This window comes from Ensifer sp. Root1252 (assembly GCF_001425885.1).
GTDB lineage: Bacteria > Pseudomonadota > Alphaproteobacteria > Rhizobiales > Rhizobiaceae > Ensifer > Ensifer canadensis.
The window spans coordinates 66,543-92,322 of record NZ_LMDT01000058.1; the positions used below are offsets into that span (position 1 = coordinate 66,543).

Consider the following 25,780-nt stretch of genomic DNA (forward strand, 5'->3'; position numbering starts at 1 on the left):
AGGAACGATGACCATGTTCAACAGACGACAAATCCTCGGTGCCGGCGCGGCACTCGTTTCTACCACCGCCTGGGCGCAAACCTCGACATCCGGCCTGCCGGAGGCGGCAGGCATGGACAACGCCGCCACCCAGAAGCCGCTCGTGCCGACGAGCGGGCCGGACTACAACCCGGTCGTTACGCTCAACGGCTGGACGCTGCCGCACCGGATGAACAACGGCGTCAAGGAATTCCATCTCGTCGCCGAACCGGTGGAACGCGAGATGGCCGACGGCATGACCGCCTATCTCTGGGGCTATAACGGCCAGTCTCCCGGGCCGACGATCGAGGCGGTCGAAGGCGACCGGGTGCGCATCTTCGTCACCAACAAGCTGCCGGAGCACACGACGATCCATTGGCACGGCATGATCCTGCCTTCGGGGATGGATGGCGTCGGTGGACTGTCTCAGCCGCATATCCCTGCGGGCAAGACGTTCGTCTACGAGTTCGATCTCGTGAAGTCCGGAACCTTCATGTACCACCCGCATGCCGACGAGATGGTGCAGATGGCCATGGGCATGATGGGCTTCTTCGTCATTCACCCGAAGGATCCGGCCTTCATGCGGGTCGACCGCGACTTCGTCTTCCTACTCAACGCCTATGACATCGACCCCGGCACCTATGTTCCGCGCATCATGGAGATGACGGACTTCAACATGTGGTGCTGGAACAGCCGCATCTTCCCGGACATCGATCCGTTGGTTGTTGCCAAGAACGACCGGGTGCGGGTGCGCGTCGGCAACCTGACGATGACCAACCATCCGATCCACATGCACGGCTACGATTTCGAAGTGACCTGCACCGATGGCGGCTGGGTTCGCCCGGAAGCTCGGTGGCCGGAGGTCTCGATCGACATCCCCGTCGGCGCCATGCGCGCCTACGAGTTCGACGCCAAGTACGAAGGCGATTGGGCGATCCATTGCCACAAATCGCACCACACGATGAATGCGATGGGCCACGACATCCCGACCTTCATCGGCGCCGACAAGACCCAGGTCGCGGCCAAGATCCGCAAGATCAAGCCCGACTACATGCCCATGGGCACGGCCGGGATGGCCGACATGGGCGAAATGGAAATGCCGCTTCCCGACAACACCATCCCGATGATGACGGGCTGGGGCCCGCACGGCGCGTTGGAGATGGGCGGCATGTTCTCGGTGGTGAAGGTGCGCGAAGGCATCTCCGCCGGCGATTACAGCGACCCCGGCTGGTACGAAAACCCGCCGGGAACGCAGGCCTGGGAATGGACCGGCGCGTTGCCGGAAACCAACCGGGCAACCGATGCCAAGACAGTGATTACGCCGCCTCCCGCAAAAAAGGGCTGACCGCAATGACCTCTTCCAAAACAACCAAGGAAACAAAGATGAAGACGACACTTTTCGCGCTGGCGTTCCTCGCCGCTTCCTCGCTCGCCTCGCCGATGCTGGCCAGCGGCTCTCACGCCGGCGGTCATGATGTCATGTCGGTCGGCAAACCGGGCGACGCCAAGAAGGCGACCCAGACCGTACGCGTGACGATGAAGGAAACCGACGACGGCAAGATGATCTTCACGCCGGCAAGCATCAAGGTCCGCCAGGGGCAGACCGTGCGCTTCGCCATCAAGAATGTCGGCGAACTCGAACATGAGTTCGTGCTCGACGACAAGGCGCAGATTCAGGAGCACAAGGCCGCGATGGAGAAGTTTCCGGACATGGAACACGCTGATCCGAACGCCATCCGGCTCGAGCCCGGCAAATCCGGCGAGATCGTCTGGACCTTCACCAACAACGGCACGTTCCAGTTCGCCTGCCTGGTCCCCGGCCACTACGACGCCGGCATGCATGGGCCGCTCGAAGTCGTGAAGAAATAACTGTAACCCACTGAAAGGATGACACTATGAAAACGCTCCTCACATTGTTTGCCGCTCTCGCCATCGCCGCTTCCGCGCAGGCTGCGGAATTCACCAAGGGGACGGTCAAGAAGCTCGACGCCTCGGCCAAGAAGGTGACCATCGCCCATGAAGATCTCAAGAACCTCGACATGCCTGCGATGACCATGGTGTTCCGGGTCAAGGATGATGCGATACTGGCCAAGCTCAAGGAAGGCACTGCGATCGAATTCGTCGCCGACCGGGTCGATGGCAAGCTCACTGTGACCGAGATCAAGTAATCCAATGTCCAAGGCCCGGTATAACGACAATTCCGGGCCTTGGACGACGAGGCCGAACTGAAACGAAAGGAGCGTCCGATGATGGACCTCAACCGCAGACATTTCATCGCCGGTGCGATCATGGGCATGACGATGCTCACGGCCGGTGTGGCGATCGCAGCAGGCCCGATGACGATCTACAAGGATCCGCAATGCGGCTGCTGCGAACAATGGGCGGAAGCCATGGAGGCAGCAGGCTTCAAGGTCGATATCCGCGACGAAGCCGACATGACGCCGATCAAGTCCCGGCTCGGCGTGCCGGCCGACATGGAGGGGTGCCACACCGCCGTCATCGACGGTTATGTCGTAGAAGGGCATGTGCCGCTTGAGGCAGTACAGAAGCTTGTGTCCGAAAAGCCGGACATTGCTGGCATTGCCGTGCCCGGCATGCCCGCAGGTTCGCTTGGCATGGGCAACGATCCGCAGGCGTCCTACGACGTCTACACCATCGCCAAGACCGCCGGCACTGCTGCGACCGTCTATTACGAGGTCCGGCCGGCGCAATAGCGCGGGCACTTTATCGGCGATAAGGCTCAGGCGGCGCGCCAGGCGCCGTCTTCCCCTCGGGCCAGCAACGGCGTGCGGAACACACCGACCACGCACTCCGGCCAACGCGGCGCAAGATCGGCCAGAGGCTGTCGCCAACGCTCGGTCTGCAGCATGGCTGCACCGATTGCGATCGGCTCGACGCCGCAAGTCTCCATCAGCGTCAAGCCGGCAACGATCGACGTGCCGCTTGATATGACGTCGTCGACGAGCACAACGCGCTTGCCCTCAAGCAGCGGCAGCATGCGCGGATCGACGTAGAGCCGCTTCTTCTGGTCGGGGGTGGTGATCGACGACAGCGGCACGGAGAGATCGTCGACATACCAGAATTTGCGCGACGTTCCGAGCGGCACGTAACGGGCATGGCCGAGCTTGCGGGCGACGGCAGCCGCCAGGGTCAGCCCCAGCGTCGGCAGACCGGCGATGACATCCGGTTTTAACGGCGCGAGCCTGGTGGCCAGTTCCGTTGCCAGCGCTTCTTCGACCGCAAAACTCGCCTGGTTGATGATCAGCGAGGCCAGCGCGTGTTTGCCATCGGAGAGCTGCCGGATCGGCAACAGGATCTGGCGACCGTCTTCGAGAGTTGCCGGGAAGAAATCCCGATAACCGCTTCCAGTATCGAAACTTTTCGGCGGGAACACATCCTGCCAGAATTCATGCGGCTGCATCGGTACTGTCCTCTTCTGCGCCACCAAGGCTTCGAACGAAAGGCAATGAAAACGCCGGCGCACTGTTCTGGTTCCGGCGGTTTTCGTCTATACCGTTTACCACTTCGATCAAACCGAAAGGGCGCCCCGGCAGACGCAAATCTGGGGAATTCGACGGCCCTTCTCCGACAGACATGCAAGGAACTGCCAGACAATGCGCGTGCCAGATGGGATCACCAACGATCTGCCCTTCCTCACCGAATTCCGTCGTGATCTCCACGCCCATCCGGAGCTTGGCTTCGAGGAGGTTCGCACAAGCGATCTGGTCGCGAAACTGCTTGAAGAAGCCGGGCTTAAAATCCACCGGGGCCTTGGAAAAACCGGTGTCGTCGGCACGCTGCAGATCGGCAACGGCACCCGCTCCATCGGCCTTCGCGCCGATATGGATGCGCTTGCCATGCCGGAACTTGCCGAGCGGCCATACAAATCGAAGGAAGCCGGCAAGATGCATGCCTGCGGCCATGACGGCCACACCGCCATGCTGCTTGGCGCCGCCCGCCATCTCGCCAGGACGCGCAATTTTTCCGGCACGGTGCATTTCATCTTCCAGCCGGCCGAAGAAGGTCGTGGCGGTGCCAAGCGCATGGTCGAGGATGGCCTCTTCCGGCTCTTCCCCTGCGACACGGTTTACGGCCTGCACAACATGCCCGGCCTTCACCCCGACGAGATGGCCGTCGTCGCCGGACCGCAGCTCGCCTCGTCCGACAGCTGGCGGTTGACTTTCCGCGGCGTCGGCACCCACGGCGCCAAGCCGCATCTCGGCCGCGACCCGGTGACGGCAGCCGGCACGTTCCTCGCCTCACTGCAATCGATCGTCGGCCGCGTCGTCGATCCGCTACAGCCGGCCGTCGTCAGCGCCTGCTCCGTTCGCGCCGGCGACCCGAAGGCGCTCAACGTCATTCCCGATACGGTCGAGATCGGCGGCACGGCGCGCGCCTACACGCCTCATGTTCGCGATCAGCTCGAGGAAGAGATCGGCCGGCTGGCGCGCGGTACGGCCGAGATGTATGGCATCAAGGTCGACTACGCGTTCGAGCGTCGCATTCCGCCCGTGGTCAATGACGCCGGCGCCAGCGAACGCGCCCTTTCGGCAGCCCGTGCCGTCTTCGGCGAAAAGACCCGCACGCAGTTTCCGCCATCGACCGCCGGCGACGACTTCGCCTTCTTTGGTCTCGAAGCTCCCGGCTGCTACGTCTGGCTCGGCAACGGACCCGCCGTCGACGGCGCACTGCACCACAACACGGCCTATGACTTCAACGACGACGCGATTGGTCCGGGCACCACCTTCTGGACGACATTGGTGGAACAGGAACTGAGTGCTTCGGCCGGCCTCTGAACATGTAACGCCGTCGCTCAGAATGTCCGCTGCTCCGAAACGTCGCGCCCCTTCGGTAGAGGCCGGTGGTTGCCGAAGGGATCAGCGGGGCGTCAATCGACGCCTGAGCATGATGACAAAGCTTGAGAATGCCTGGTTGACGAAAGGCTCGCTCAGTTCTGCCTCATTCCTGCCCCGTGCCGGAATCCAGCGAGCTGACGTCCGTCAGGTCAAAAGACCGTTCAGCCCAAGGACTTGGGCTGGCCAGATTCCTGTGACAGGCACAGGAATGAAGGAGAATTTGGCTAACGCCGAGCCTTCCTTACTCCTCGTACTGACGTTGTCAGCAGTCTGAGGGCGACAATCGTCGCCGTGCTTGATGCCTCAGAGGACTTCGAGCACCGGATTTTCGAGAAGCTTTCCGGTTAGCACATCGGCGATGCCGCGATCGGTCTGGTGCGGCCCTGCATTGCAGGCAAGCGTTGCCCCGAAGCAGGCCTTGAAGACGAGGTAAGGCGGCTGCCAATCGACGATCCGCCCGACAGCATCGCGCAGGGCGGCAAAGCCGGCAGACACATCGGCCAACGGTGCATCGGAGACGAGGCCGCAGAGCGGCAACGGCAGGACCGCGTCGATCTTGCCCGCCGATGCGACAGCCATGCCGCCACCGGCGGCGATGACGGCATTGGCCGCCTCCATGATGTCGCGGGCATTGCCGCCGAAGACTGTCAGGTTGTGGCTGTCGTGTGAAACGGTGGTCGCGAATGCACCGCGCCACTCTCCCCAACCGGTAAGCAGGCCGACGCGCGGCTTGCTGTCGGCGCGGCCGTGGCGATGAGCGACGGCGATCAACGTTGCGCCTTGCGGCGGAACCACAAAACCGTTCTCGACTTCGGCCACAACCTCGCCCCACTGCGTGAAGCGCGGGCGATCGACCGTAGCGACCCTCACCTTTGAACCGGTCGACGCAATGGCGAAATCGGTCTCGCTCAATGGCTCGATTTTCATGGTGCCGGCAAGCGCTTCTACATTGGTCCTCGGCAGGGCATCGATCATCCGTCCGGCAACGGCGACCTGTTTGCCGCCGGCGATCACGGCACGGGCCTCGAGATCGGTAAGATCCTCGAAGATCACGATATCGGCGCGCCGTCCGGGGGCGATGAGGCCGAGGTCGGCACGGCCGAGGCGGGTCGCGGCGTTCAGCGTCGCGGCGCGAAGCGCCCATTCGGGCCTTAGGCCATAGCGCACGAGCCGCCGCACGACGTCGTCGAGCCCACCCGAGCGATCGAGATCATCAGGAAAGACATCGTCAGTGCAAAGCGTCACGGTTTGCGGCAGATGGCCGAGTGTATTCAGCGCCTCGACGAACTCGGGCAATAGGTGATCGTGCGAGCCGCGCAGTTCGATCGAGAGCCCGGCGCGAAGCTTGGCCATCAGGTCGTCCGAAGAAACCAGTTCGTGGTCCGAGCTGACGCCCGCGGTCACGAATGCCTGCAGGTCCGCACCGGCAAGGCCGCGCGCGTGGCCGTTGACCGGCTTGCCCGCGGCAAGCCCTGCCTGGACGATTGCGTGCATGCGCGGATCGCCATCGATAACGCCGCGCATGTTCATCATCTCGGCGATGCCGCCGATCTCGGGCCAGGAAAGCATCGTGGCGATGGCATCGGCATCGAAGTCGGCGCCCGCCAATTCCAGGCCAGGCGCTGATGGCACGCTGGAAGGCGCCAGCAGAACGCAGCGCAACGGCAGGTCCACGATGGCGTCTGCAGCCCAGCGAACGCCGGCCATGCCGCAGACATTGCCGAATTCGTGCGGGTCCCAGACTACGGTCGTGACGCCGCGCGGCAGCACCGCATTGGCATAGGTTGCGGGCGTGACCATCGAGCTTTCGACATGCATGTGCGTGTCGATCAGGCCCGGCAACAGGAAGGCGCCGGAGGCATCGACCATCGAGGCGGCGTCGCTGCGGCTACCGGGGGCATGCACGCTGGCGATCAGCGGACCGACAAGGCCCACATCGGCAGCGCGCCTTTCACCGGTGACCATGTCGACGACGACGCCGCCGGTGATGAGCATATCGAATGCGTCCGCACCCCGTGCCGCGGCAACCGCGCGCGTGCGCAGCGCCGGATCCATCAGGTCCATCGGTTCCTGCAGACGCGTCACTTGGCGGCTTCCTTCATCAGGGCGCCGAGGATTTGCGCGCGCGCCGTTTCCGCATGCACGTCAGTCGCATACTCGGCATTGAAGGCTGCGTGGCTTTCACGCATCTCGACCACGGTGCGCCCACGCGTCAGCGAGCCTGCAAGCTCCGCATCGATGCGCGCCTTGCGGAAGGAAATCGCCCCCGGATTGACGAATGCAACCGCAGCGGTCGGATCGTAGATCGCCATGCCCGGCCGGCCGCGGCTGGTACCAATGGACACATAGCCGGACAGCAGATCGGCGATCAGCGTGGCATTGACACCGCCCGTGGCACGAATGGGTGCAATATCATCGGGATAGGCGAAGACCTTGCGGCAAAGGTCGAGGTCGACCATGCGCAGCGGCAATTCGTGCGCCAGCACGATCGCCAGTGCTTCCGGGTCGGCGAAAGCGTTGAACTCGGCGGAGGCCGTATGGTTGCCGCTGGTCACGCCACCGCCCATCCAGGTCAGGTCGGTGATCTTCGCGGCCAGATCCGGGCGGGCAAGGCAGAGCGCGGCAAGGTTGGTCAGCGGCCCGAGCGCCAGGATACGACGCGGTTCCTCGGCTTCCTCCAACCAGCGGCAGAGCGCGGCGAAGGCGTCGCTCGTCGGCAGCGGCGGGGCCGCCGGAAGCGTCAGGCCGACGGTCGGCATGCCGGTTTGCCCGAGGATCCGCTCCGCGGTTTCGAGCTTGCCGAGCACCGGCAAGGCGCGGCCCTCATGGATGGGAAACGACCAGCCGAATGCCATCGCCGCACTCGCTGCATTGCGCTTGACCTGCTCGAGCGGCGTGTTGCCGAACACGAGCGAGATGCCGTCAATCGTCTCATTGGCATGGAGAACGACGAGCACCGCAGCGATGTCGTCGAAACCCATATCCGTATCGATCCAGATGCCCATTACTGATTACCCGAACCGCTCGAGCCGGGCCGCCTTGGCGACCGGCAAATCGAAGGTAAGTTCCGTGCCCGGCTGATGCGCGGCGAGGCCGGCATCCTCCTCGGCCTTGATCGCGCCGAGCGGCGTATCGAGCAGGTATTCGCGTGTGCTGCCTGAGAAAGAGGCTCCGCGCACAGTGCCTTGGAAAGGACCAGAACCAAGGGTCACCATGCGCGGACGCCACGCAAGCCCTGCCGTGTCAGGCGGCAGGGATTCGGAAAGGGCGATCGGGCCGTTTGCGGCTTTGAGCTTGCTGCGTTCGACCGCAAAAATGTTCTCGAAGCCGACGAAGTCGGCAACAAAGCGGGAAACCGGACGGTTGTAGATATCCTCGGGCGTGCCGATCTGCTCGATGGCGCCGTTGAGCATCACCACGATCCGGTCAGCAAGCGACAGCGCCTCGCCCTGATCGTGCGTGACGAAGATCATCGTCACGCCAGTTTCCTTCTGCACACGCTGCAGCTCGGTGCGCATCTCCAGCCGCAGCCGGGCGTCGAGGTTCGACAACGGCTCGTCGAGCAGCAGGACCTTCGGTTCCATCACCATCGAGCGGGCAAGCGCGACGCGCTGCTGCTGGCCGCCGGAAAGCTCGGCCGGCTTGCGCGTGGCGAACTTCGACAAGCCGACGGATTTGAGGCCGGCGGTCACACGCGTCTCGATGTCGTTTGCCGGCTGCTTCTTCAGGCGCAGGCCGAAGGCGACGTTTTCGAAAACCGACAGATGCGGAAAAAGCGCATAGGACTGGAAGACGAGCCCGACCGAACGCTTGTTGGCGGAAACCCGCGTGATGTCGACACCGTCGAGGCTAATGCGGCCCGAGGCGGGCGTCAGCAGCCCGGCAATCGAGCGCATCGTCGTCGTCTTGCCGCAGCCGGATGGACCGAGGAACGCCACCAGTTCGCCCTTGCGGATCGACAGGTCGAGATCCTTCACCGCAACGGTATCGCCATAGGCGAGCGTGAGTTTTTCGAGGCTGAGGAAGGAAGCGTCAGACATAGCGGGAAAATCCTAGGAAGCGTTCGGCAAGGAAAACGATGCCGATGGACATGAAGGCGAGCAGCGCTGAAAGAGCGGCCACCGACGGGTCATAGGTGATCTCCATATAGGAGAGCATGTCGATCGGCAGCGTGCGAACGCCAGGACCGGACAGGAACAGCGAGACCGGCACCTGGTTGAAGCTCGTGACGAAGCCGAGAATGAAGGCGGCGAGAATGCCGCTGCGAATATTCGGCATCACCACCCGGAAGAAGGCTCCGGCGCGCGAAGAGCCGAGCAGCACTGCCGCTTCCTCGATATCGGAGCGCAGATTGTTGAGGCTCGCTGAGACGACACGCACAGCATAGGGCAGCACCAGCGCCGTATGCGCAAGGAAGAGCGCCAGCGTGATGTTGAAGCCGAAAGGTACGACGATATAGCGCAGCAGCGCCAGGCCGACGATGATACCAGGCACGATGATCGGCAACGACACGATCGTGCGGATGGTTTCGCCGAAGGGCAGCTTGTAGCGCGAAAGCGCGTAGGAAGCGGGAATGCCAAGCACCAGCGCCATCGCGGTACCACCGATGGCAAGGAACATCGACACGGCGAAGCTTTCACGGAAGCTTTCGACGGTGAAGACCTTGGCGACCCATTTCAGCGAGAAGCCCTGTGGCGGGAAAGCCAGGGTCTCGCCGCCCGACAGTGATGCCGCGACGATGATGAAGAACGGCCCGATCAGGAAGGCGATCACCAGAAACAGGACGAGGGGAGAAAAGACGCGGGGGGTCATCGCTTGTTCCTCGCGGTGGCGAGCCGTTTCAGGAGTAGATTGGCGGCAAAGCTCATGACGATCAGGATGAAGGCAATGACGCTCGCCGAGACGAAATCATTGGCGACGGTGACGCGCTGGTAGAGCAGCGTCTCGAGCATCAGCACCTTGGAGCCACCGAGGATTGCCGGGGTGATATAGGCAGTCAGCGAACCGGTGAAGACCAGGGTACCGCCAATGACGAGACCTTCCTTTGTGAGCGGAAGAATGACCTTCCAGAACACCTGGAACCAGTTGGCACCCAGCACGCGCGCCGCCGGAATGGCATCCTTTGGCATGTTCTCGAGCGCGCTGATCAGCGACAGGATCATCAGCGGCAGGAACAGCTGCAACAGGCCGATAAACACGGCTGTCTCGGTGAAGAGAAAGCGGATCGGTTCGTCCGAAAGGCCGATGAGCTGCAGCGCCTGGTTGACGATGCCGGTGCGCCCGAGAATGACGATCCAGGCATAGGTGCGGGCGACCGACGAAATCATAAGCGGCAGCACGACAAGGCCGATCATCTGCCCCTTGCTGCGCGGTGAAAGATTGACGATCGCAAAGGCAGCGGCGTAGCCGAGCACGGCCGAGACGGCAGTCACCATCAGACCGAGCCGGAACGTGCGCAGGAAGACCGTGCGGTTCAGCGGGTCGGTGAAGAAATCGACATACGCTGTAAGCGACCAGCTGTCGGCGCTGCGAAAGCCTTCGGCGAGCAGAATGACGACGGGCGCCAGAAAGACGATCGCCGCAAAGACCGCCGCCGGCAAAGCGAGCGCCAGTGCCTCGGCGCGGTTCTGAAACATCCCTGGTCTTCCTTTCGTCGCGTTCATTCACTGCGGGATCGGCTCAAAGGTTGCCGGCCGACCCGCAAAACTGCCCCCATCACGGCGATGGGGGCGTTTGTCGATGGCTGTTACTGGCCGACCTGGGCGTTCCACTCGGAAAGCCAGGCTTCGCGGTTGTCGAGAGCGACGGCCGACGGAATGAGCTTGAGGCTCTTCACGGTTTCCTCGCCATAGGTGAGGTTTTCAGCGATTTCCGGCGCGACCTTGACGTCCTTGTTGGCCGGGCTGTCGACCAGCTTTTCGGCAAGTGCCGTCTGGATTTCGGTCGAGAGCCAGAAGTCCATGAATTCCAGCGCCAGATCCTGGTTCTTGGCACCCTTGGTCAGAACCATGACGTTCATGCCGCCCGTCTGGCCTTCCTTCGGCGTCGCCCACTTGATCGGCAGGCCGAGCTTGGTGAAACCCTCCCAGGAGAAGCGACCGATAGGTGCTGCCCAGATTTCTTCCTGCTGCATCAGCTGCACGAGCTGCGAAGACTTGACGTAGAACGTGACGATCTCGTCCTTCTTCGCGCCGACGGCGGCGATGGCTTCCTTCAGATCCGGCGTATTCTTGCCGATCGCCTCACCGACCATGTAGAGCGCTGGCGGGCCCTGGTTTGTGGTGACGTTCGGGAAGGCGACATGGCTGGCATTCTTCTCGTCGAGCAGGTCGGCCCAGGAGTTCACTTCCATCTTGTCGGATCGGTAGACGATCGACGTTGCGTAAAAGGTGTAGCCGACGCTCATGCCGTCGCCGTTCGGGTCCTTGGCAAGGTCGTAGAGCTTGTTGAAGTTCGTGAGCTTCGTGTTGTCGATCTTTTCGATCAGGCCGGCGCGCGAGGCCGAAAGAGCGTCAGCCATGGAGACGACGGCCATATCGACGACCGGACTTGCCTTGTTGGCCTCCATCTTTGCGAGGCGCTCAACGCTGTTGCCGGTCTCGACGACCAGCTTGCAGCCGCATTTGGCTTCGAAGGGCGTGTAGACCAGTTCCTTGAAAGCGTCCTGGGCAAAACCGTAGACGGAAATGGTCAGCGTCTTTTCCTGGGCGGAAGCGGCATGTGCAGCGACGAGTAAAAGCGCGCTGGAGGCGAGCAGGATCTTCTTCATGGCTGGTGTTCTCCTTCGGGGGCTGAGGTTCTGGCGTCGGCAATCGTACTTGCGTTGGCGATCGTCTGGGCAGGCTGGAACTGTGTTCTAGGCGGCGCGGCGCTCGACTGGCGCACGACCAGCTGCATCGGCACCTCGGCGTTAGCGGCGGTCACCGGTGCGCCGATGGCGGCATCGGTCGGGTCGCGCTCGCCGATCGCTTTTACAAGTGCTTCGACGGCAATCGCGGCGATCCGCGTCATGTCCATGCGCGCCGTGGTCAGTGCCGGCGTTACCACAGGCGACCAAATGAGATCGTCAAAGCCGGTAACACTTGCTCTCTCCGGAACGTTGATGCCGGCGCGCTGCAGTTCGGTCAGCGCCCTCAGCGCATGAAGATCGGAGACGCAGGCAAAGGCGGTAAAACCTTGCGCGACCTTCTCGGCAAGGCCGAGCGGACAGCCCTTGCCCTGCTCGCGCTCGAGCGGTTCGATCCACAGGGTTTCGACGAATGCGTCCTCGGCAAGCGCCGAGCGAATGCCGCCGATGCGGTCATTCTGCACGTTGGAGGCCGGATTGTTGCCGATGACGAGCACGCTCCGGTGGCCGAGCGCTTTCAGATGCTCGGCGATCTGGCGGCCCCCGCCCCAATGGTCGGCGGCAACAGTATTGCCTGGCGTGGACGGCGTATCGATGACCGCCACGGGACAGCCGACATCGGCGATGCGGGTCCCTCGCCGCGGCACGATGACCATGCCGTCGACATCGCGATCAATCAGCCGCTCGATGGCCTTGGTCTGGGTGGTGACGTCCCCACGGGAGTCGGCGATCAGAACGCCGTAACCGGCCGAAGAGGCAGCCAGTTCGATTGCCTGCGCGATCTGCGGGAAGAGCGGATTGGCGATATCGGGAAGCACCAGACCGATGACGGCGGTGCGGCCGGTGCGCAGCGCCCTGCCCGCGAGGCTCGGCACATAACCGAGTTCGGCGGCCGTCGCGCGGATCTTTTCGGCCATTTCGGCAGAGACACGCCCCTTACCGGAGAGCGCGTTGGAGACCGTCGCCGCGGAGACGCCCAGTGCTCTGGCAATCCTCGTCAGTTTTGGTCCGGAACGCGCCAAGGCCGTGGTTTCCGTTATCGGTGATTAAACGATTAATCATGCGATATATCAGAATGCCGCAACTGTCGAATCCTTTTGCCGGCACAGGATGAAATTGTGGATCCAATCGGACCGTGGACTGTGGACAAGCGGCCACCGACTCGCGTCCATTGGTTCAGTCTGAAATGCTGACAGTAAAGCGAAGCGGTCAAATGCCACCTGTTCACCGACATCACTTAACGGCCCCAGCAAAACCCTGCAGGATACCATCATGACGTTTCAGCGGAGGCGCCGGATCGTGCGGCGCCAGCGAACCGGGACCGCGCTTCTCGTGGTCGCGCTCATTTCCTTTCTGGCCGGAATGACCGACGCCATCGGCCTGCTGACAGTCGGCGACTTCGTCTCTTTCATGAGCGGCAACACGACACGAGCCGCGACAGCCGTCGCCGAAGGCAACATCCTGCGGTCGCTCATCCTTCTCGGCTCGCTCGCGGTCTTCGTTGTCGGCAATGCCATGGGAACGATCGTTTCAAGCAGGTTTCGTGCGGGCGGCGTTCTTTTCGGCGTCACCGTCACCCTCGCCCTTACCGCCGCCGGTGGCGACCACCTGCCGAACGAACTGCGCTTCTATCTCATCGTCCTTGCCATGGGCGTCGTGAACGCCTCTGTCGAGCATATCGAGGGCCTGCCGATCAGTCTCACCTATGTAACGGGCGCCCTGTCCCGCTTCGGCCGTGGCTTGGGCCGGTGGATCATCGGCACAGGCAACATACAATGGACGATCCAGATCGTGCCCTGGATCGGCATGCTTGGCGGGGCGATCGTCGGCGCCATGCTCGAGTACCGCTTCGGACAGCTCTCGCTCTGGGCCCCGACAATCCTCTCCGGTCTGTTGTTCACGCTGGTGTTGATGATTCCGCGGCGGTGGTCGCAGCGATATGCGCAGCGCTGAACCGGCGGGAGCGGCCCTCCGGTTTTAGGAACGCCCTTCGCTTGCCGATGCCAACAGCGGGTGCAAATTTCAACTTCGCCAAACAAAACGAACCAAAATTCCCACTAAATTGGTAGGGAATTTGTATGATGCGCCGCAACCGCCCGATGTGTACATTCGGATGGCAAGCGCGACCTCGCGTGATGAGCATATATGCAGGAGTTAGGGAAATGACTGGCAACACGATCGACTTTGGCAGACTTTCAGGACCGGGCCGGAAAGGCAGGCGTTCGATCCTCGCCACCGCGGCCTTGGCCATGGTTCTGTCAACGAGCACGGCAGCGCTCGCGCAGTTCGCAAACTTCGATCCGGATGCCTCCATCGTCATCGGCTCGCTCTATGAACCGCAGAACCTGGACAACACCGCCGGCGCCGGCCAGGGCATCAACGAGGCGTTCAACGGCAATGTCTACGAGGCCCTGTTCACGCTGACCGACGCGGGCGACGTCGCTCCCGGCCTCGTGGCCGAGCAGGCGGTCAGCGAAGACGGCCTGACCTATACGTTCAAGCTTCGGCCGAACGTGACCTTCCATTCCGGCGACCCGCTGACGGCACAGGATGTGAAGCACAGCATCGAGCGCGTCGTGGCACCGGATTCCAAGAGCTCGCGCAAGAAGAGCCTGGCGACGATCAGCGAGATCCAGACCCCCGACGACCAGACGGTGGTGGTCAAGCTCTCCGCCCGCTCCATCTCGCTGCCCTATAACCTCAGCTACGTCTGGATCGTCAACGACGCGGCGAAGGACCTGAACGCCGGCGAAGATGGCACAGGCCCTTACCGCCTGGACGAATGGCGCCGCGGCTCCTCGCTGGCGCTGACCCGCAATGACAAATACTGGGGCACGGCGCCGACCAATGGCGAAGTCGTCTTCCAGTACTTCACCGATGCCACTGCGCTGAACAATGCGCTCCTGACCGGTGCCGTCGATGTCATCACCAGCGTCCAGAGCCCGGATTCGATCGCCCAGTTCAAGGACAATCCTGATTACACGGTGACCGCCGGCCAGTCGACCACCAAGGAGCTTCTGGCGTTCAACGACAGGGTCGAGCCGTTCAACAACGTCAAGGTTCGCAAGGCCATCGCCCGCGCCATCGACGACAAGAAGCTGCTGCAGTCGATCTGGGGCGAATACGGCACGCTGATCGGTTCCTTCGTGCCGCCGACCGATCCGTGGTACGTCGACCTGACCGGCGTCGATGCCTATGACGTCGAAAGCGCCAAGGCGCTTTTGAAGGAAGCCGGTTTTGCCGATGGCTTCTCGTTCAAGCTTGACACGCCCAACTATGATCCGCATCCGATCGTTGCCCAGTTCCTGCAGAGCGAACTGGCGAAGGTCGGCATCAAGGTCGAAATCAACATCATCACCGCCAACGAGTGGTACACCAAGGTCTACAAGGCGCATGACTTCCAGGCGACGCTGCAGGAACACGTCAACCACCGCGACATCGTGTTCTACGGCAATCCCGACTTCTACTGGGGATACAACAACCCGAAGGTTGTCGACCTGATCAAGGAATCGGAAGCTGCGGCCAACACCGACGAGCAGACCGCCAAGCTGACGGAGGCAAACCGCATCATCGCCGAGGACGCGGCAAGCAACTGGCTTTATCTCTATCCGCAGATCGTGGTTTCGAGTTCCGCCGTCACCGGTTACCCCGTCAACGGCCTGAACTCACAGTTCTTCGCCTACAACATCAAGAAGAGCGGGAACTGATCGCTCGTTTCCCAAGCGATCCGTTATAGTCGCGTACATGTAAGGAGCCCCCGAGCGAGTTGGGGGCTCCCTTTGCCTTGCAGCTGACGGCGATTCATTGCGTCGACAACGCTACGTCAGATCTTTTCCAAGCAACACGACAGTCATGGCGCGCCAAGGACGCATCAGCGTTCGAAACGTGCTGCATCATTCCCGTGAAATCGATGAGGGTATAAGGGATTATGCAGTAGCCTCCTCGTTGATTTTGTGCAAAAGCCAGCGCTCCGGCCCCGGGTATTACACCCGTCGGACGAAAGGAAGCCGACCATTCTCGCCTATGTCCTGCGCCGCCTCGCCATCCTGATCCTGTCGCTGCTGATTGCGGCGGTGGTGCTGTTTGTGCTGTTGCGCCTGCTGCCGGGCGACCCGGCGAACGCCCTGCTTTCCGTCGGCGCCGATCAGCAGCAGATCGAGGCCGCGCGCGAACAGGTCGGCTCCAACTTACCGCTCTGGGAGCAGTTCCTGCGCTTCGTCGGCAGCCTTGCGCGCTTCGATCTCGGAACGTCCTTCGTCAGCGGCAAGCCCGTTATCGAGGAAATCGCCGCCCGTCTAACCGTAACGGTGCCGCTGGCGCTGCTGGGCTTTGGGCTCGCCGTTATGATCGCCGTGCCGCTCGGGATCGTTTCGGCAGTCAAGGCCAACCGCTGGTACGGCGCGGCCATATCGACCGTGTCGCAGCTTGGCATCGCCATCCCGGTCTTCTGGGTCGGAATCCTGCTTGTCACCGTCTTTGCGGTCAATCTTCGGATCTTTCCGTCGGGCGGTTATCCCCGGCGCGGCTGGCAGAACGAGGGCCAGGTTCTCTATGCGCTCGCGCTGCCGGTGCTGACGATCGGGCTGGTCATGGCCGCCTCGCTGATCCGCTACATCCGATCCGCAACCCAAGATGTTCTCGGCAGCGACTATCTGCGGACGGCGCGTGCGCTCGGCGCCAGTTTCTCGCAGGCGCTGATCCGGCACGGCATTCGCAACGGCGCCGTGCCGATCGTCTCGATCCTGGGCATCGAGCTTGCAACGACCCTGCTTGGCGCGGTCGTGGTCGAGCGGGTGTTCGCCCTGCCCGGCCTTGGCTCGATGCTGCTGCTGGCGATCGAACAGCGCGATTACCCCAACGTCCAGGGCGTGTTGTTCATCTCCACCCTGCTGGTGCTGCTGATCGGCTTTGCCGCCGATCTGCTTCAGCGGCTGATCGATCCCCGCTTGCGCGAACGGGCGACAGGAGCTGCGCCATGACCGCGCTTGACCTTTCGACGGGTAGACCCGCCCGCAGACACTCGCTGTCGCTTTCCATCGGGCTTGCCCTTGTCGGCCTCAATGTCGCGGTTGCACTCCTCACCCTGTTCTGGACACCCTATGACCCGCTCAATGCCTCCGGCGGCCGGCTCGAAGCGCCGTCGCTGCTGCATTGGGTCGGAACGGATCGGCTCGGCCGCGATTACCTGACGCAAATCATGATCGGCGCGCGCACGGCGTTGATCGTCGGTACTGGCGCTGTTGCGATCGGCGCCTCGATCGGCGTGACGCTCGGCATCCTCGCCGCTTTCGCGACGCGCCTGCTCGACGATGTCATGGCCGCCACCCTGGATATTCTGATCGCGTTCCCGACGCTGCTGCTGGCGATGCTGGTGGTCGCGGCCAGCGACAGTGCTAGCCTGTGGTCGGCGACCCTGGCACTTGGCCTGGCGATTTCGGCGATCGTCGCCCGCTTGACGCGGATCCTTGCCAAGCGTGTGCTGCGCCAGGACTACATCGTCGCATCCCGGACCTCCGGCACCTCGTGGCCCGGCGTCGTCGTGCGCCATGCACTGCCCAACATCTGGCCGACGCTCTCGGTGAACTTCGCCTTGCAATTCGGCCTGGCAGTGATCGCGGAAGCGTCGCTCTCCTATCTCGGCCTGGGCGCACCGCCGCCGAACGCATCCTGGGGCAGGCTGCTGCAGGAGGCACAGGGCACGGTCTATACCGCCCCCGTCGGCGCGATTGCACCCGGCATTGCCCTCGTCGCACTGGTCATTGGCATGAACCTGCTTGCCGACGGCCTGCGGGACGTCGGCGACCCGACACGCGGGAGATCGCGATGAGCGCCTTGCTTTCCGTTCAGGGCCTGACCGTCCGCGCTAGCGGCAAGACATTGGTCTCGGACCTGTCGTTCTCCATCGGCTCCGGCGAGCGAATGGGACTGATCGGCGAATCCGGCTCGGGCAAGTCGATGACCGCTATGGCCATTACCGGCCTTTTGCCGGCGAACATCTCCGTCACCGGCTCGATCGTGCTCGATGGCCAGGAGGTGGTCGGCACTGAAGACAAGCGCCTGAACCGGCTGCGCGGGGTCGCAACCGCCGTCGTCTTTCAGGAGCCGCTGACAGCCCTCGATCCGCTGATGAGAATCGGCAAGCAGATCGCCGAGCCGGTGCGCCGCAGGCTCGTGCGCGAACAGGGACGCGCGACGCGTTCAGCGGTCGACCGCGAAGTGCTCGACCTGCTCGACAAGGTCGCCCTGCCGCAACCGGAGCGCATTGCCAACGCCTATCCGCACGAAGTGTCGGGCGGCCAGCGCCAACGTGTTGCGATCGCCATGGCGCTTGCCTGCCGCCCAAAACTTCTGATCGCCGACGAGCCGACGACCGCGCTCGACGTCACCACCCAGGCCGAAATCCTCAAGCTGCTCGACGGGCTTGTGCGTGAAACGGGAATGGCGCTGCTCTTCATCAGCCATGACCTGCCTGTTGTTGCCGAAGTGGTCGAGCGTGTGATGGTGCTGCGCGACGGCATCGCGCTTGAAGAGGGCGCCGTTGTCGACGTGTTTAGCAACCCGTCGCACGACTATACGCAGACGCTTGTCGATGCCGCGCGCATGTTCGACGAGGCCCTTGGACGGACGGGATCGTGATGCTGGACCTGCAGAATGTGAACTTCGGCTATTCCCGTCACCGCAAGATTTTGAGCGACGTGTCGTTCAGCGTGCGCGCCGGCGCCAGCGTTGGACTGGTGGGCGAGTCCGGTTCGGGCAAGACGACACTGCTGCGGCTGCTGCTCGGTCTGGAGCGGCCCACGAGCGGCACGATCCGCTTCGGCGACGATGCACTCGATCCGGCCGATGGCGCGTTCATGCGCCGTTACCGGCGCGCGGTGCAGCCGGTGTTCCAGGACCCCTATTCGTCGCTCGATCCTCGCCAGAAGGTGCTCGACATCATCGCTGAGCCGCTGCAATCGCTGCGCATCGCCGGTCCACGCAAGGATGCGGTGGCGCAAGCCCTGGAGGCTGTGGGCCTGCCGCTCGATGCCATGCAACGCTACCCGCACGAATTTTCCGGCGGACAGCGCCAGCGCATCGCGATTGCGCGCGCAATCGTCGCCCGTCCACAGATCATTCTTGCCGACGAAGCCGTCAGCGCTCTCGACCTGTCGACCCGCATCCGGATCGTCGAACTGTTCAAGACGCTGTCGGCAACGCTGACGCTGGTGTTCGTTTCGCACGACCTTGGTGTCGTCGCATCGCTTTGCGAAGAGATGGTCATCCTCGAAAAGGGACAGGTGGTCGAGAGCGGCAAGACGCGCGATATCCTGACGGCGCCCCAGCATCCCTATACACAGCGGTTGCTTGCCAGCATTCCGCGCATGCCGGCCTGAGCGCTTCGGTCACTCACGAATCTACCGTTAGCGACCCCCTCACCAACGAACAAAGTACCTTGATCTAGAACAACCCCCCGTCGAGCGGAGTTGCCCATAGTGCCGCCGGCCGCAGATTCCCTGCCGCCGCATGCCCTGAATGGCAATTTTCAACTTCTTCTGGGGGTCCGGAATCATGTCTACTCGCTCCATCCTGCCAACCGCCGCCGCACTCGTTTTGCTGGCGGCCTCGGTCACTGCGGCTCAAGCCGCGGACCTTACCGCGCCGAGCGAGGCCGCCGCTCAGCTACCGGCTGCAAGCGAGCAGAGCCCATGGATGATCCGCGCCCGCGCGCTTGCCGTTTTACCCGAAGACAAGGCATCGCTGCAGTTGAATGGCACGTCACTTGACGGCGAAAAAGTCGGCGTCAGCAACTCGGTCGTGCCCGAACTCGATATCACCTACTTCTTCACCGACAATCTTGCGGCGGAACTGGTCCTGGGCACGACCCCGCACAGCGCAAGGGGCAGCGGTTCGATCGCCGGTCTCGGCGAGATCGGCAAGGCCTGGTTGCTGCCGCCGACACTGACGCTGCAGTACCACGTCAATCTCACCGACACGATCAAGCCCTATGTCGGCGCCGGCGTGAACTACACCATCTTCTACAATGAAAAAGCCCAGGGCGACTTCTCCAGCTTCAACCTCAAGAACACCTTCGGCGTGGCCCTGCAGGCCGGTGTCGACATCAAGCTCGACGATCACTGGGGTATCAACTTCGACGTGAAGAAACTGTTCCTCGAGCCAGAGGTCAACGCGACCCTGCCGGGCGCCGGCACGGTGACGGGCAAGGTCAAACTCGATCCCTGGCTGATCGGCACAGGCATCACCTACCGCTTCTGACGTTTTTCGCCAGCGGATGACACCGCTTCAGGTCTACAGCGCCGCGCGCCATATTAGACGCGCAAAGGTCGCTGTAGCGCTTTGAATGGCTGCATGTTTTTATCCTTGAATCGAATAGGATTTAAGGAAACATGCAGTGGAAAATCTCCGCCCTCGCCGTTACACGGCGAGGGCAGCAACCAAACGGACAGTCGTACGTCATGCGTGATGGGCGGTGACGGCCTTGACCAATCCGGTCGTCAATTCACGGCTGCTCGCATGCGAAATATCGCCGAGCGACAACATGCCGACCATTCGCTTTTCGTCATCGATCACCGGCAGGCGCCGTATCTTCTTGCTCTCCATCAGGCGAACAGCCTCCTCGATCGTTTCGCTGGTGCGGCAGTAGACGATATCCCTTGTCATGACATCGCGCGCAGTCAGCAACGCAGCGTCGTCGTGCCCGTTTGCCCATGCCCGCAACGCAATGTCCCTGTCCGTCACCATGCCGATGAGGCGATCGTTTTCGCCGACCGGCAGAGCGCCAATGTCTTCGTCACGCATAATCCTTGCCACGGTGCGCAAGTCCGTTTCAGGCGCTATCCAGCGCGCGCCGGGGTGCATCGCTTCCCACGTTCTCATTGCATCCTCCTACGGTTTGGAGGAATGACGATAGCCGAAGATCGTGGCCAATCATTGATCCTGACGGCCGACTTGTTCGCCGAACGTCGCTTATCGCAACTCCAGCAGGAAGTAGGTCGTCGGGCCGGACGGGCCGTCGTTGCTCAGGCGAAATTTAACCGCACCGGCGCCATCGACGACCGGTGGGTGAACTGTTCCGTCAAGACCCACCGGTGAAATGCGCCACTTGGCCGCCGTCTTCGACAGGGAGAGATCGACAGTCCCCTGCCGGATCAACACCGGCAACCGGCCAAAACTCTCGATGACCTTCTCTTCACTGTCACGGAACGTCATGTCCGTGTTCTGGGCGTCGGTTGCAAAGATCAACAGGAAACGCCGGCTGTCGGACAGGGTTGCCGGAGGATCGAGCGCCGAGAGAGCGACAAGACCGTTGCCGTCGGCGCGCTCCACCCGCAGCACACCGAGGTCGACCGGTTCGCGCAGGGACGCAAACGCCATCGCTTCCGTCGCCGGCGTCGCTACGCGCAGCTGCCTGGCGAAACGATCGAGAACGATTTCACCGGTGCTGCTTTGATAGATGCCGGCATCGACGGTCGTTGCGTTGTCCGGCTTCAACCTACTGCTCGCACGCAGCAGCGCCAGCACATTGTCGCTGCTTTCCCGCCGCGGCTGGGTAACCGCGATCGCATCACCCAATCGCTCGGCGCGTTCCAGACCGATACGACCGACCAGGGCAAGATCGGTCAGAGACTCCGGCTCGCGCGCCTGCATGTCGTCCGTCAGATCCTCCTCGCCGCGCACGGAAAATGGGATCGTCACATCCGAGGTCGCGACATCGCCGCGCCGATAGAGCAAGGCGGCCAGGGTTTCGCCCGCGCGCGCAACCGGATCGAGGGCGATCGCGTAGGGCAGCATCGCTTGCTTATGCGGAAACGGCTCACCATAGGCGAGCGCGATCGGTCCATGGCCGTGGCGGCAAAGGGCGTCCCAGCCCTGAAGGGCGGCATAGGCCGGCATGGCAAGACCACCCTCGTAGCGGTAGCGGTTCCAGAACAGGTGGTCGTATTCGCTGACGACAAACGGTTTTCCGAGCCAGCGCGATGCAGCGATCATCCTGATGTAGTTGACGCTATCGGCAATTGAGCTGGTTTGAAGGAGTTCGCTGCCCGGCGTGTAGCCGCCGACCCAATCGTGGTAGGTGTTCGCCGTGATGACTTGGAGGTCGCGCCTGCTGAGGGCCATCTGGCTCGACGGCCAGTTGTTGTAGTTGGTGATCAGGCCCGTGTAGCCAAGGTCGCGCAGAACCTTGCTCATGCGTGCGGTGGAGGCACGCTCGGTTTCGACAAAGAATGCCTGAAGATCGCGCAGACGCGGGCTGTCGTTATAGCGGTCCCGAGGCAACCTGATCCCGCCGGTTTCAAGCACTTCCCCGGAATCAAGCACGCCCCAGACCTTCGCCAGGCTCGCCGTCGTGCCGTAACGCTTCTTCAGCCAGAGATTGAACGGCTGAGCCAACCGGTCGTCATAGGGAGCCCGGCCGGGCCGATCATGAACCACCGCCTCAAACTCCAGGCCATTCTCATTGGCCAGAATGACCAGGGCCAGGGCCTCGTCGCGGATCGGAGCTTCGCCTGTGTAAGGGTTCACGCGCCCGAGGACCGCCTGCTGCAACCGCCTCCAATGCTCAAAGGTCCGATCGTCCAGATGTAGCATGAGTTTTACATCGCCGCCCGTGTCCCAGCGGTCATCGAAACCGCCATAGGCGCCACGCGGCGACGACAGGCCGTCGATAATCCAGTGGATGCCGTTGCGCTTCAGGGCCGCAAGCAGATACTGGATCCGATCGAGCGTTTCCGGGTCGAAATCGAGATCCCGATCACGCCCGAACATCAGACTTGCGTCGACGAAATGCAGGCGCGCGATGTTGTAGCCATGCATCGCCAGCTGGCGCGCATAACGGTCCGCGCCTTCATGATCGGGGAAGCCGCCGGACGCAGGGCTCCAGGCAAGCGAGGCGCACAACATCCTGACCGGCGTATCCGGCGCTTTCGCATAGGCGAGACGTCCCTCCTTGCCGACAACCAGTCTATGACCGCCATCGATCCGGCCGTTGGGCAGGATGGACGAGAAGTCGAGCGGGCTGCCTGGTCGCAATTCGAGGGAGATCTCCTTCACCGGAACCCATTGATCCGCGGCGCGCGCAGGCACGCACATCACCGCAAGCGCCAGCACCGTAGCCAGACATCTCTGGCGCATCAAGCTACCGCTCCAAGCAACTTGCTCTCGATCGGAACCTCCGGTCTTCGCCGCCGCCCGAAAAAACCGACAGGCAGTGCAGCGGCGTGGAAGAACCAGGCGACGACCGTGTACAGCCCCATGTTCAAGCTGCCTTTGCGAATGCTCATCAACACGATGACTGCGGCGAGGACAGCGAAGACGATGCCCAGGCCGACAGCCAGGCTCGGCGAGAACAAAAGCACACAGAGCGAGAGCGCCCACCACAGATAGACGAGACACCAGAGCTTCAGCTCGGGCAGCTCACGCAGCAGCTGGAAGAAATACGGCCGACCGAGCGACGCGCGCAGAAGTTCGCCGATACCGAAGAGATATTTGCTTTTCCAGCGTCGAACCAGCAGGCGATAGGAATTGACAGTATGTCCGAAGTGCTGGACGAAACGCCGGTCAAGGCGATGCAACCCCCATCCAGCGCTTCGCAGCCGGATGCCGAGATCGAATTCTTCGTATCCATGCAGGTTGCGATCGGAGAGGTAACCGACCGCTTCGATCGCATCGCGCCGGTAGAGCCCACCGCCGTTCATCCGGTCGATCGATCCGATCCGGTTTTCCGGCGAGTTGCGATTGACGCGACGCGAGAACTCGAGATTGGACGTCAGCATCTCCTGGACATGGCCGGTAACGCCGGCAACCTCAGGATTGTCGGCGAGAAACGCCACGGCGACGGCGAGAAAATCACGGTCGAGCAACATGTCTCCGTCAAGCAGACAGAGATGGTCGCCTTTGGAGTATTGAAAGCCAAGCTGCGGGCCAATGCCGCAGCTCGGCCGCGCCGGCGGGCTGATCTGGGCGATGACGACGGGATATTGCGCGGCAATCTCGACCGTTCGGTCGGATGAGCCGCTGTCGGCGACGATGACTTCGCCACCTGTCGCTCCGAGGGCAGCAAGCGCACTTTCAATCGTGGCCGCTATTCGCTTCTCTTCGTTCAGCGTCTTGATGATGACGGATACTGACAAGCGCGCCTCCAAAATCACCGGGGCGTCTACAGCGCCGCGCGTCAAATATGACGCGCGAAGGACGCTGTAACGCTTGAATCCTGCTGCATAATTTTCTCCTTAAATCGATTCCGATTTAAGGAATTATGCAGTAGCCAAGCGTCCCGGCGCAGCCAGTTCTACCCGCGATACTTTGAGTTTTGGTTTATTTGCACCAGCAATTGCAGCAGACGCGACCGATTGCGGATAAGGACCCAACCCGAAGCCACGCCGCATGCACCGCCAAGCAATTTGATGGCGAGGTCCCCGATCCGGGCGTGACGGTCTGCCGACACCACCTGCAGCAATTCGAACCCGATGGCGGTGGCCAAAACGAGCCCGAGGACAAGCAGGAGCCGCCGGGGATAGGCAATTGCAAAGAGCAGCCCCATCAGCCCGAACGCGCCGAACCGCTCGACATGCACGAACGTGCCCATACGCGGGCGCAGATCGAGTGGTGATAGGGTCGAATAGGCGATCACGGCGAATATGAGCCAGCCAAATAGGCCAGCGGCGCGTTTGATATTCATACTGTTCTTGTCTCTCCGCACCGCACACAACACGGCAAAAATCAGCCCGACGGCAACAGGGATGTCGCGTGCGATTGCGCGCGATCTACTTTGCCACCAACGCGCTATACACCGCGACGGTCTTTTCCGCCACGCTTGTCCAGCTATAGGCGGCTTCGGCGTGCGCCGCACGGGCGCGCATCTCGCTTTCACTGGGCGGATTGGCAAGCTTCGCCGTCATGGCCGATGCCAGCGCCTCGACATCGCCGAGCGGGAAATATTCGTCGCTTGCAAGGCCAAGCTCGACATTGGCAACGATATCGCTCGCAAGAACCGGCAAGCCGTAGGCCATGGCCTCCAACAGCGCAATCGGCATGCCCTCGTGGCTGGAAGGCAGAACGAACAGGGCCGCATTGGCGAAAAGCTCTGCAAGCCGATCACCGGACTGAAAGCCCGTTAGAACGACACCTGCGATATCACCTGCCAGCCTTCTCACCTCCTCGGTGTAGGGCGTCTCGAATTCCGCACCGCCGGCCAGAACCAACCGGAACTCCGGAGTGGAACATTTGGCATAGGCGCGAATCAAATCGAGCTGGCGCTTCTCGGGCACGATCCGTGCGGCAAGCAGAATGTACCGCCGTGGCGCAAGGCCGAACTCGGCAAGAATGCCGGTCTCGCCCCTGGACGGCGTGACCGACACCCCGTTGGGCACAAGGGCCATGGACACATTGTGCCGCGCGCCCATGGTCTCAGCGATATCCTTCGAAATGGCGATCCGCCCGCTTGCAAAGCGCATGCCCAGGCGTTCACCGAGCTTCAGCGTACCCTTGGCAAGAGCACCCCATTTTTGCCGGTCGTAGTCATAGCCATGATGGGTCACGACCACCTTCAGGCCGAGCATTCTCGCAAGCGGGACGAACAGTGCTGGCCCGATCGCATGGATATGCAGCACGTCGGGACGCTGCCAGCCCGCGTAGCAAACACCCATGAAAGTGTGAACGATGGCTTCCAGCGCCATCCGGCGCGGCGCCCAGAAAGGAACGACACGAATGCCATTCCAGCTGAAGGGGACAGATGCCGGAAGATATCGGCGCCGCCCGATCACGTCGACGTCCCAGCCGTGCTTCGTGAGCTTGCCGGCAAGGATCTCGACATGCTTTTCGATGCCGCCCTGCACATCCGGAATTCCGCGCAGGCCCAGCATCATCACGCGCCGCCGTCCGGTTCGCGCGCTCAGCCGACGATCTTTGCCTGTCAGCTCGCGATGATTGTGCACGAGGTGGACTCCACGCTGGGCAGTACCGCCCTTCCCGTCGACGCCTTCCAATATTCCAGATTGTACAATCTCAGTGGAAACCGACGGCTGTTGCCGACGATCAACTTGCGAGACTCGTAACTTCC

At 62.4% G+C, this 25,780-nt stretch carries 25 protein-coding genes; 12 read left to right on the forward strand and 13 right to left on the reverse strand.

Going from position 1 to position 25,780, the window contains the following annotated elements:
• The first annotated feature begins 13 nt into the window (after positions 1-13).
• The 4 genes from ASD02_RS35165 to ASD02_RS35180 all read left to right on the forward strand — a co-directional run bounded on the left by ASD02_RS35165 (position 14) and on the right by ASD02_RS35180 (position 2,732).
• Positions 14-1,363 carry a copper oxidase gene (locus tag ASD02_RS35165; RefSeq protein WP_057218306.1) on the forward strand — a complete coding sequence of 450 codons (1,350 nt, stop codon included), beginning with the start codon at positions 14-16 and terminating at the stop codon, positions 1,361-1,363.
• Between the two features lie 38 nt (positions 1,364-1,401).
• The gene (locus tag ASD02_RS35170) at positions 1,402-1,887 is read left to right on the forward strand and encodes a plastocyanin/azurin family copper-binding protein (RefSeq protein WP_057218308.1); all 486 of its coding nucleotides are present in this window, start codon (positions 1,402-1,404) and stop codon (positions 1,885-1,887) included.
• 26 nt (positions 1,888-1,913) lie between these two features.
• The gene (locus tag ASD02_RS35175; RefSeq protein WP_057211277.1) at positions 1,914-2,186 is read left to right on the forward strand and encodes a copper-binding protein; all 273 of its coding nucleotides are present in this window, start codon (positions 1,914-1,916) and stop codon (positions 2,184-2,186) included.
• A gap of 120 nt (positions 2,187-2,306) precedes the next feature.
• The gene (locus ASD02_RS35180) at positions 2,307-2,732 is read left to right on the forward strand and encodes a DUF411 domain-containing protein (protein ID WP_225906303.1); all 426 of its coding nucleotides are present in this window, start codon (positions 2,307-2,309) and stop codon (positions 2,730-2,732) included.
• Between the two features lie 26 nt (positions 2,733-2,758).
• On the opposite strand, the gene ASD02_RS35185 is transcribed toward ASD02_RS35180, so the two are convergent.
• A complete protein-coding gene (locus ASD02_RS35185) occupies positions 2,759-3,439 on the reverse strand; it encodes a phosphoribosyltransferase (RefSeq protein WP_057211279.1) in 681 nt (226 codons plus the stop codon).
• Positions 3,440-3,632: 193 nt separating this feature from the next.
• Between ASD02_RS35185 and ASD02_RS35190 the strand changes: the two genes are divergently transcribed.
• Complete coding sequence (locus ASD02_RS35190; RefSeq protein WP_057220113.1) at positions 3,633-4,814, forward strand: M20 aminoacylase family protein; 1,182 nt, start codon at positions 3,633-3,635, stop codon at positions 4,812-4,814.
• Positions 4,815-5,177: 363 nt separating this feature from the next.
• Here ASD02_RS35190 and ASD02_RS35195 read toward each other — a convergent pair whose 3' ends face one another.
• The 7 genes from ASD02_RS35195 to ASD02_RS35225 form a co-directional block, all read right to left on the reverse strand.
• Positions 5,178-6,959, reverse strand: a complete 1,782-nt coding sequence (locus tag ASD02_RS35195; protein WP_156408541.1) for an adenine deaminase — start codon at positions 6,957-6,959, stop codon at positions 5,178-5,180.
• Entirely contained in the window at positions 6,956-7,879 is a 924-nt protein-coding gene (locus tag ASD02_RS35200) for a nucleoside hydrolase (RefSeq protein WP_057220114.1), read from the reverse strand. Before ASD02_RS35200 ends, ASD02_RS35195 begins: the two co-directional genes overlap by 4 nt.
• 6 nt (positions 7,880-7,885) lie before the next feature.
• Positions 7,886-8,914 carry an ABC transporter ATP-binding protein gene (locus ASD02_RS35205; RefSeq protein WP_057220115.1) on the reverse strand — a complete coding sequence of 343 codons (1,029 nt, stop codon included), beginning with the start codon at positions 8,912-8,914 and terminating at the stop codon, positions 7,886-7,888.
• Positions 8,907-9,686, reverse strand: coding sequence for an ABC transporter permease (locus tag ASD02_RS35210; RefSeq protein ID WP_025428568.1), 780 nt, complete (start codon positions 9,684-9,686; stop codon positions 8,907-8,909). Before ASD02_RS35210 ends, ASD02_RS35205 begins: the two co-directional genes overlap by 8 nt.
• Positions 9,683-10,510, reverse strand: a complete 828-nt coding sequence (locus tag ASD02_RS35215; protein ID WP_025428567.1) for an ABC transporter permease — start codon at positions 10,508-10,510, stop codon at positions 9,683-9,685. The genes ASD02_RS35210 and ASD02_RS35215 overlap by 4 nt, the downstream gene beginning before the upstream one ends.
• 110 nt (positions 10,511-10,620) lie before the next feature.
• Positions 10,621-11,643, reverse strand: a complete 1,023-nt coding sequence (locus tag ASD02_RS35220) for an ABC transporter substrate-binding protein (protein ID WP_025428566.1) — start codon at positions 11,641-11,643, stop codon at positions 10,621-10,623.
• The gene (locus ASD02_RS35225; protein ID WP_082523803.1) at positions 11,640-12,743 is read right to left on the reverse strand and encodes a LacI family DNA-binding transcriptional regulator; all 1,104 of its coding nucleotides are present in this window, start codon (positions 12,741-12,743) and stop codon (positions 11,640-11,642) included. Before ASD02_RS35225 ends, ASD02_RS35220 begins: the two co-directional genes overlap by 4 nt.
• Positions 12,744-12,993: 250 nt before the next feature.
• Between ASD02_RS35225 and ASD02_RS35230 the strand changes: the two genes are divergently transcribed.
• The 7 genes from ASD02_RS35230 (at position 12,994) to ASD02_RS35260 (ending at position 19,977) form a co-directional block, all read left to right on the forward strand.
• Positions 12,994-13,674, forward strand: coding sequence for a YoaK family protein (locus ASD02_RS35230; RefSeq protein ID WP_025428564.1), 681 nt, complete (start codon positions 12,994-12,996; stop codon positions 13,672-13,674).
• 209 nt (positions 13,675-13,883) lie between these two features.
• Positions 13,884-15,428, forward strand: a complete 1,545-nt coding sequence (locus ASD02_RS35235; protein WP_057211286.1) for an ABC transporter substrate-binding protein — start codon at positions 13,884-13,886, stop codon at positions 15,426-15,428.
• A gap of 321 nt (positions 15,429-15,749) precedes the next feature.
• Positions 15,750-16,700, forward strand: a complete 951-nt coding sequence (locus ASD02_RS35240; RefSeq protein ID WP_256435857.1) for an ABC transporter permease — start codon at positions 15,750-15,752, stop codon at positions 16,698-16,700.
• Positions 16,697-17,548 carry an ABC transporter permease gene (locus tag ASD02_RS35245; protein ID WP_057220116.1) on the forward strand — a complete coding sequence of 284 codons (852 nt, stop codon included), beginning with the start codon at positions 16,697-16,699 and terminating at the stop codon, positions 17,546-17,548. The genes ASD02_RS35240 and ASD02_RS35245 overlap by 4 nt, the downstream gene beginning before the upstream one ends.
• Positions 17,545-18,357, forward strand: coding sequence for an ABC transporter ATP-binding protein (locus ASD02_RS35250; RefSeq protein ID WP_025428560.1), 813 nt, complete (start codon positions 17,545-17,547; stop codon positions 18,355-18,357). The genes ASD02_RS35245 and ASD02_RS35250 overlap by 4 nt, the downstream gene beginning before the upstream one ends.
• Entirely contained in the window at positions 18,351-19,097 is a 747-nt protein-coding gene (locus ASD02_RS35255) for an ATP-binding cassette domain-containing protein (protein ID WP_025428559.1), read from the forward strand. The genes ASD02_RS35250 and ASD02_RS35255 overlap by 7 nt, the downstream gene beginning before the upstream one ends.
• Before the next feature lie 175 nt (positions 19,098-19,272).
• Complete coding sequence (locus ASD02_RS35260; protein WP_025428558.1) at positions 19,273-19,977, forward strand: OmpW family protein; 705 nt, start codon at positions 19,273-19,275, stop codon at positions 19,975-19,977.
• 198 nt (positions 19,978-20,175) lie between these two features.
• Here ASD02_RS35260 and ASD02_RS35265 read toward each other — a convergent pair whose 3' ends face one another.
• The 5 genes from ASD02_RS35265 to ASD02_RS35285 form a co-directional block, all read right to left on the reverse strand.
• The gene (locus ASD02_RS35265; protein ID WP_025428557.1) at positions 20,176-20,598 is read right to left on the reverse strand and encodes a CBS domain-containing protein; all 423 of its coding nucleotides are present in this window, start codon (positions 20,596-20,598) and stop codon (positions 20,176-20,178) included.
• Positions 20,599-20,688: 90 nt separating this feature from the next.
• A complete protein-coding gene (locus ASD02_RS35270) occupies positions 20,689-22,854 on the reverse strand; it encodes a hypothetical protein (RefSeq protein WP_057211293.1) in 2,166 nt (721 codons plus the stop codon).
• The gene (locus ASD02_RS35275) at positions 22,854-23,852 is read right to left on the reverse strand and encodes a glycosyltransferase (protein WP_025428555.1); all 999 of its coding nucleotides are present in this window, start codon (positions 23,850-23,852) and stop codon (positions 22,854-22,856) included. The genes ASD02_RS35270 and ASD02_RS35275 overlap by 1 nt, the downstream gene beginning before the upstream one ends.
• 158 nt (positions 23,853-24,010) lie before the next feature.
• Positions 24,011-24,400 (reverse strand): VanZ family protein, encoded by a 390-nt coding sequence (locus ASD02_RS35280; RefSeq protein ID WP_025428554.1) that lies wholly within the window; start codon positions 24,398-24,400, stop codon positions 24,011-24,013.
• 85 nt (positions 24,401-24,485) lie between these two features.
• On the reverse strand, positions 24,486-25,586 hold the full coding sequence (locus ASD02_RS35285) for a glycosyltransferase family 4 protein (RefSeq protein ID WP_244494343.1): 1,101 nt from the start codon (positions 25,584-25,586) through the stop codon (positions 24,486-24,488).
• Between the last annotated feature and the right edge of the window lie 194 nt (positions 25,587-25,780).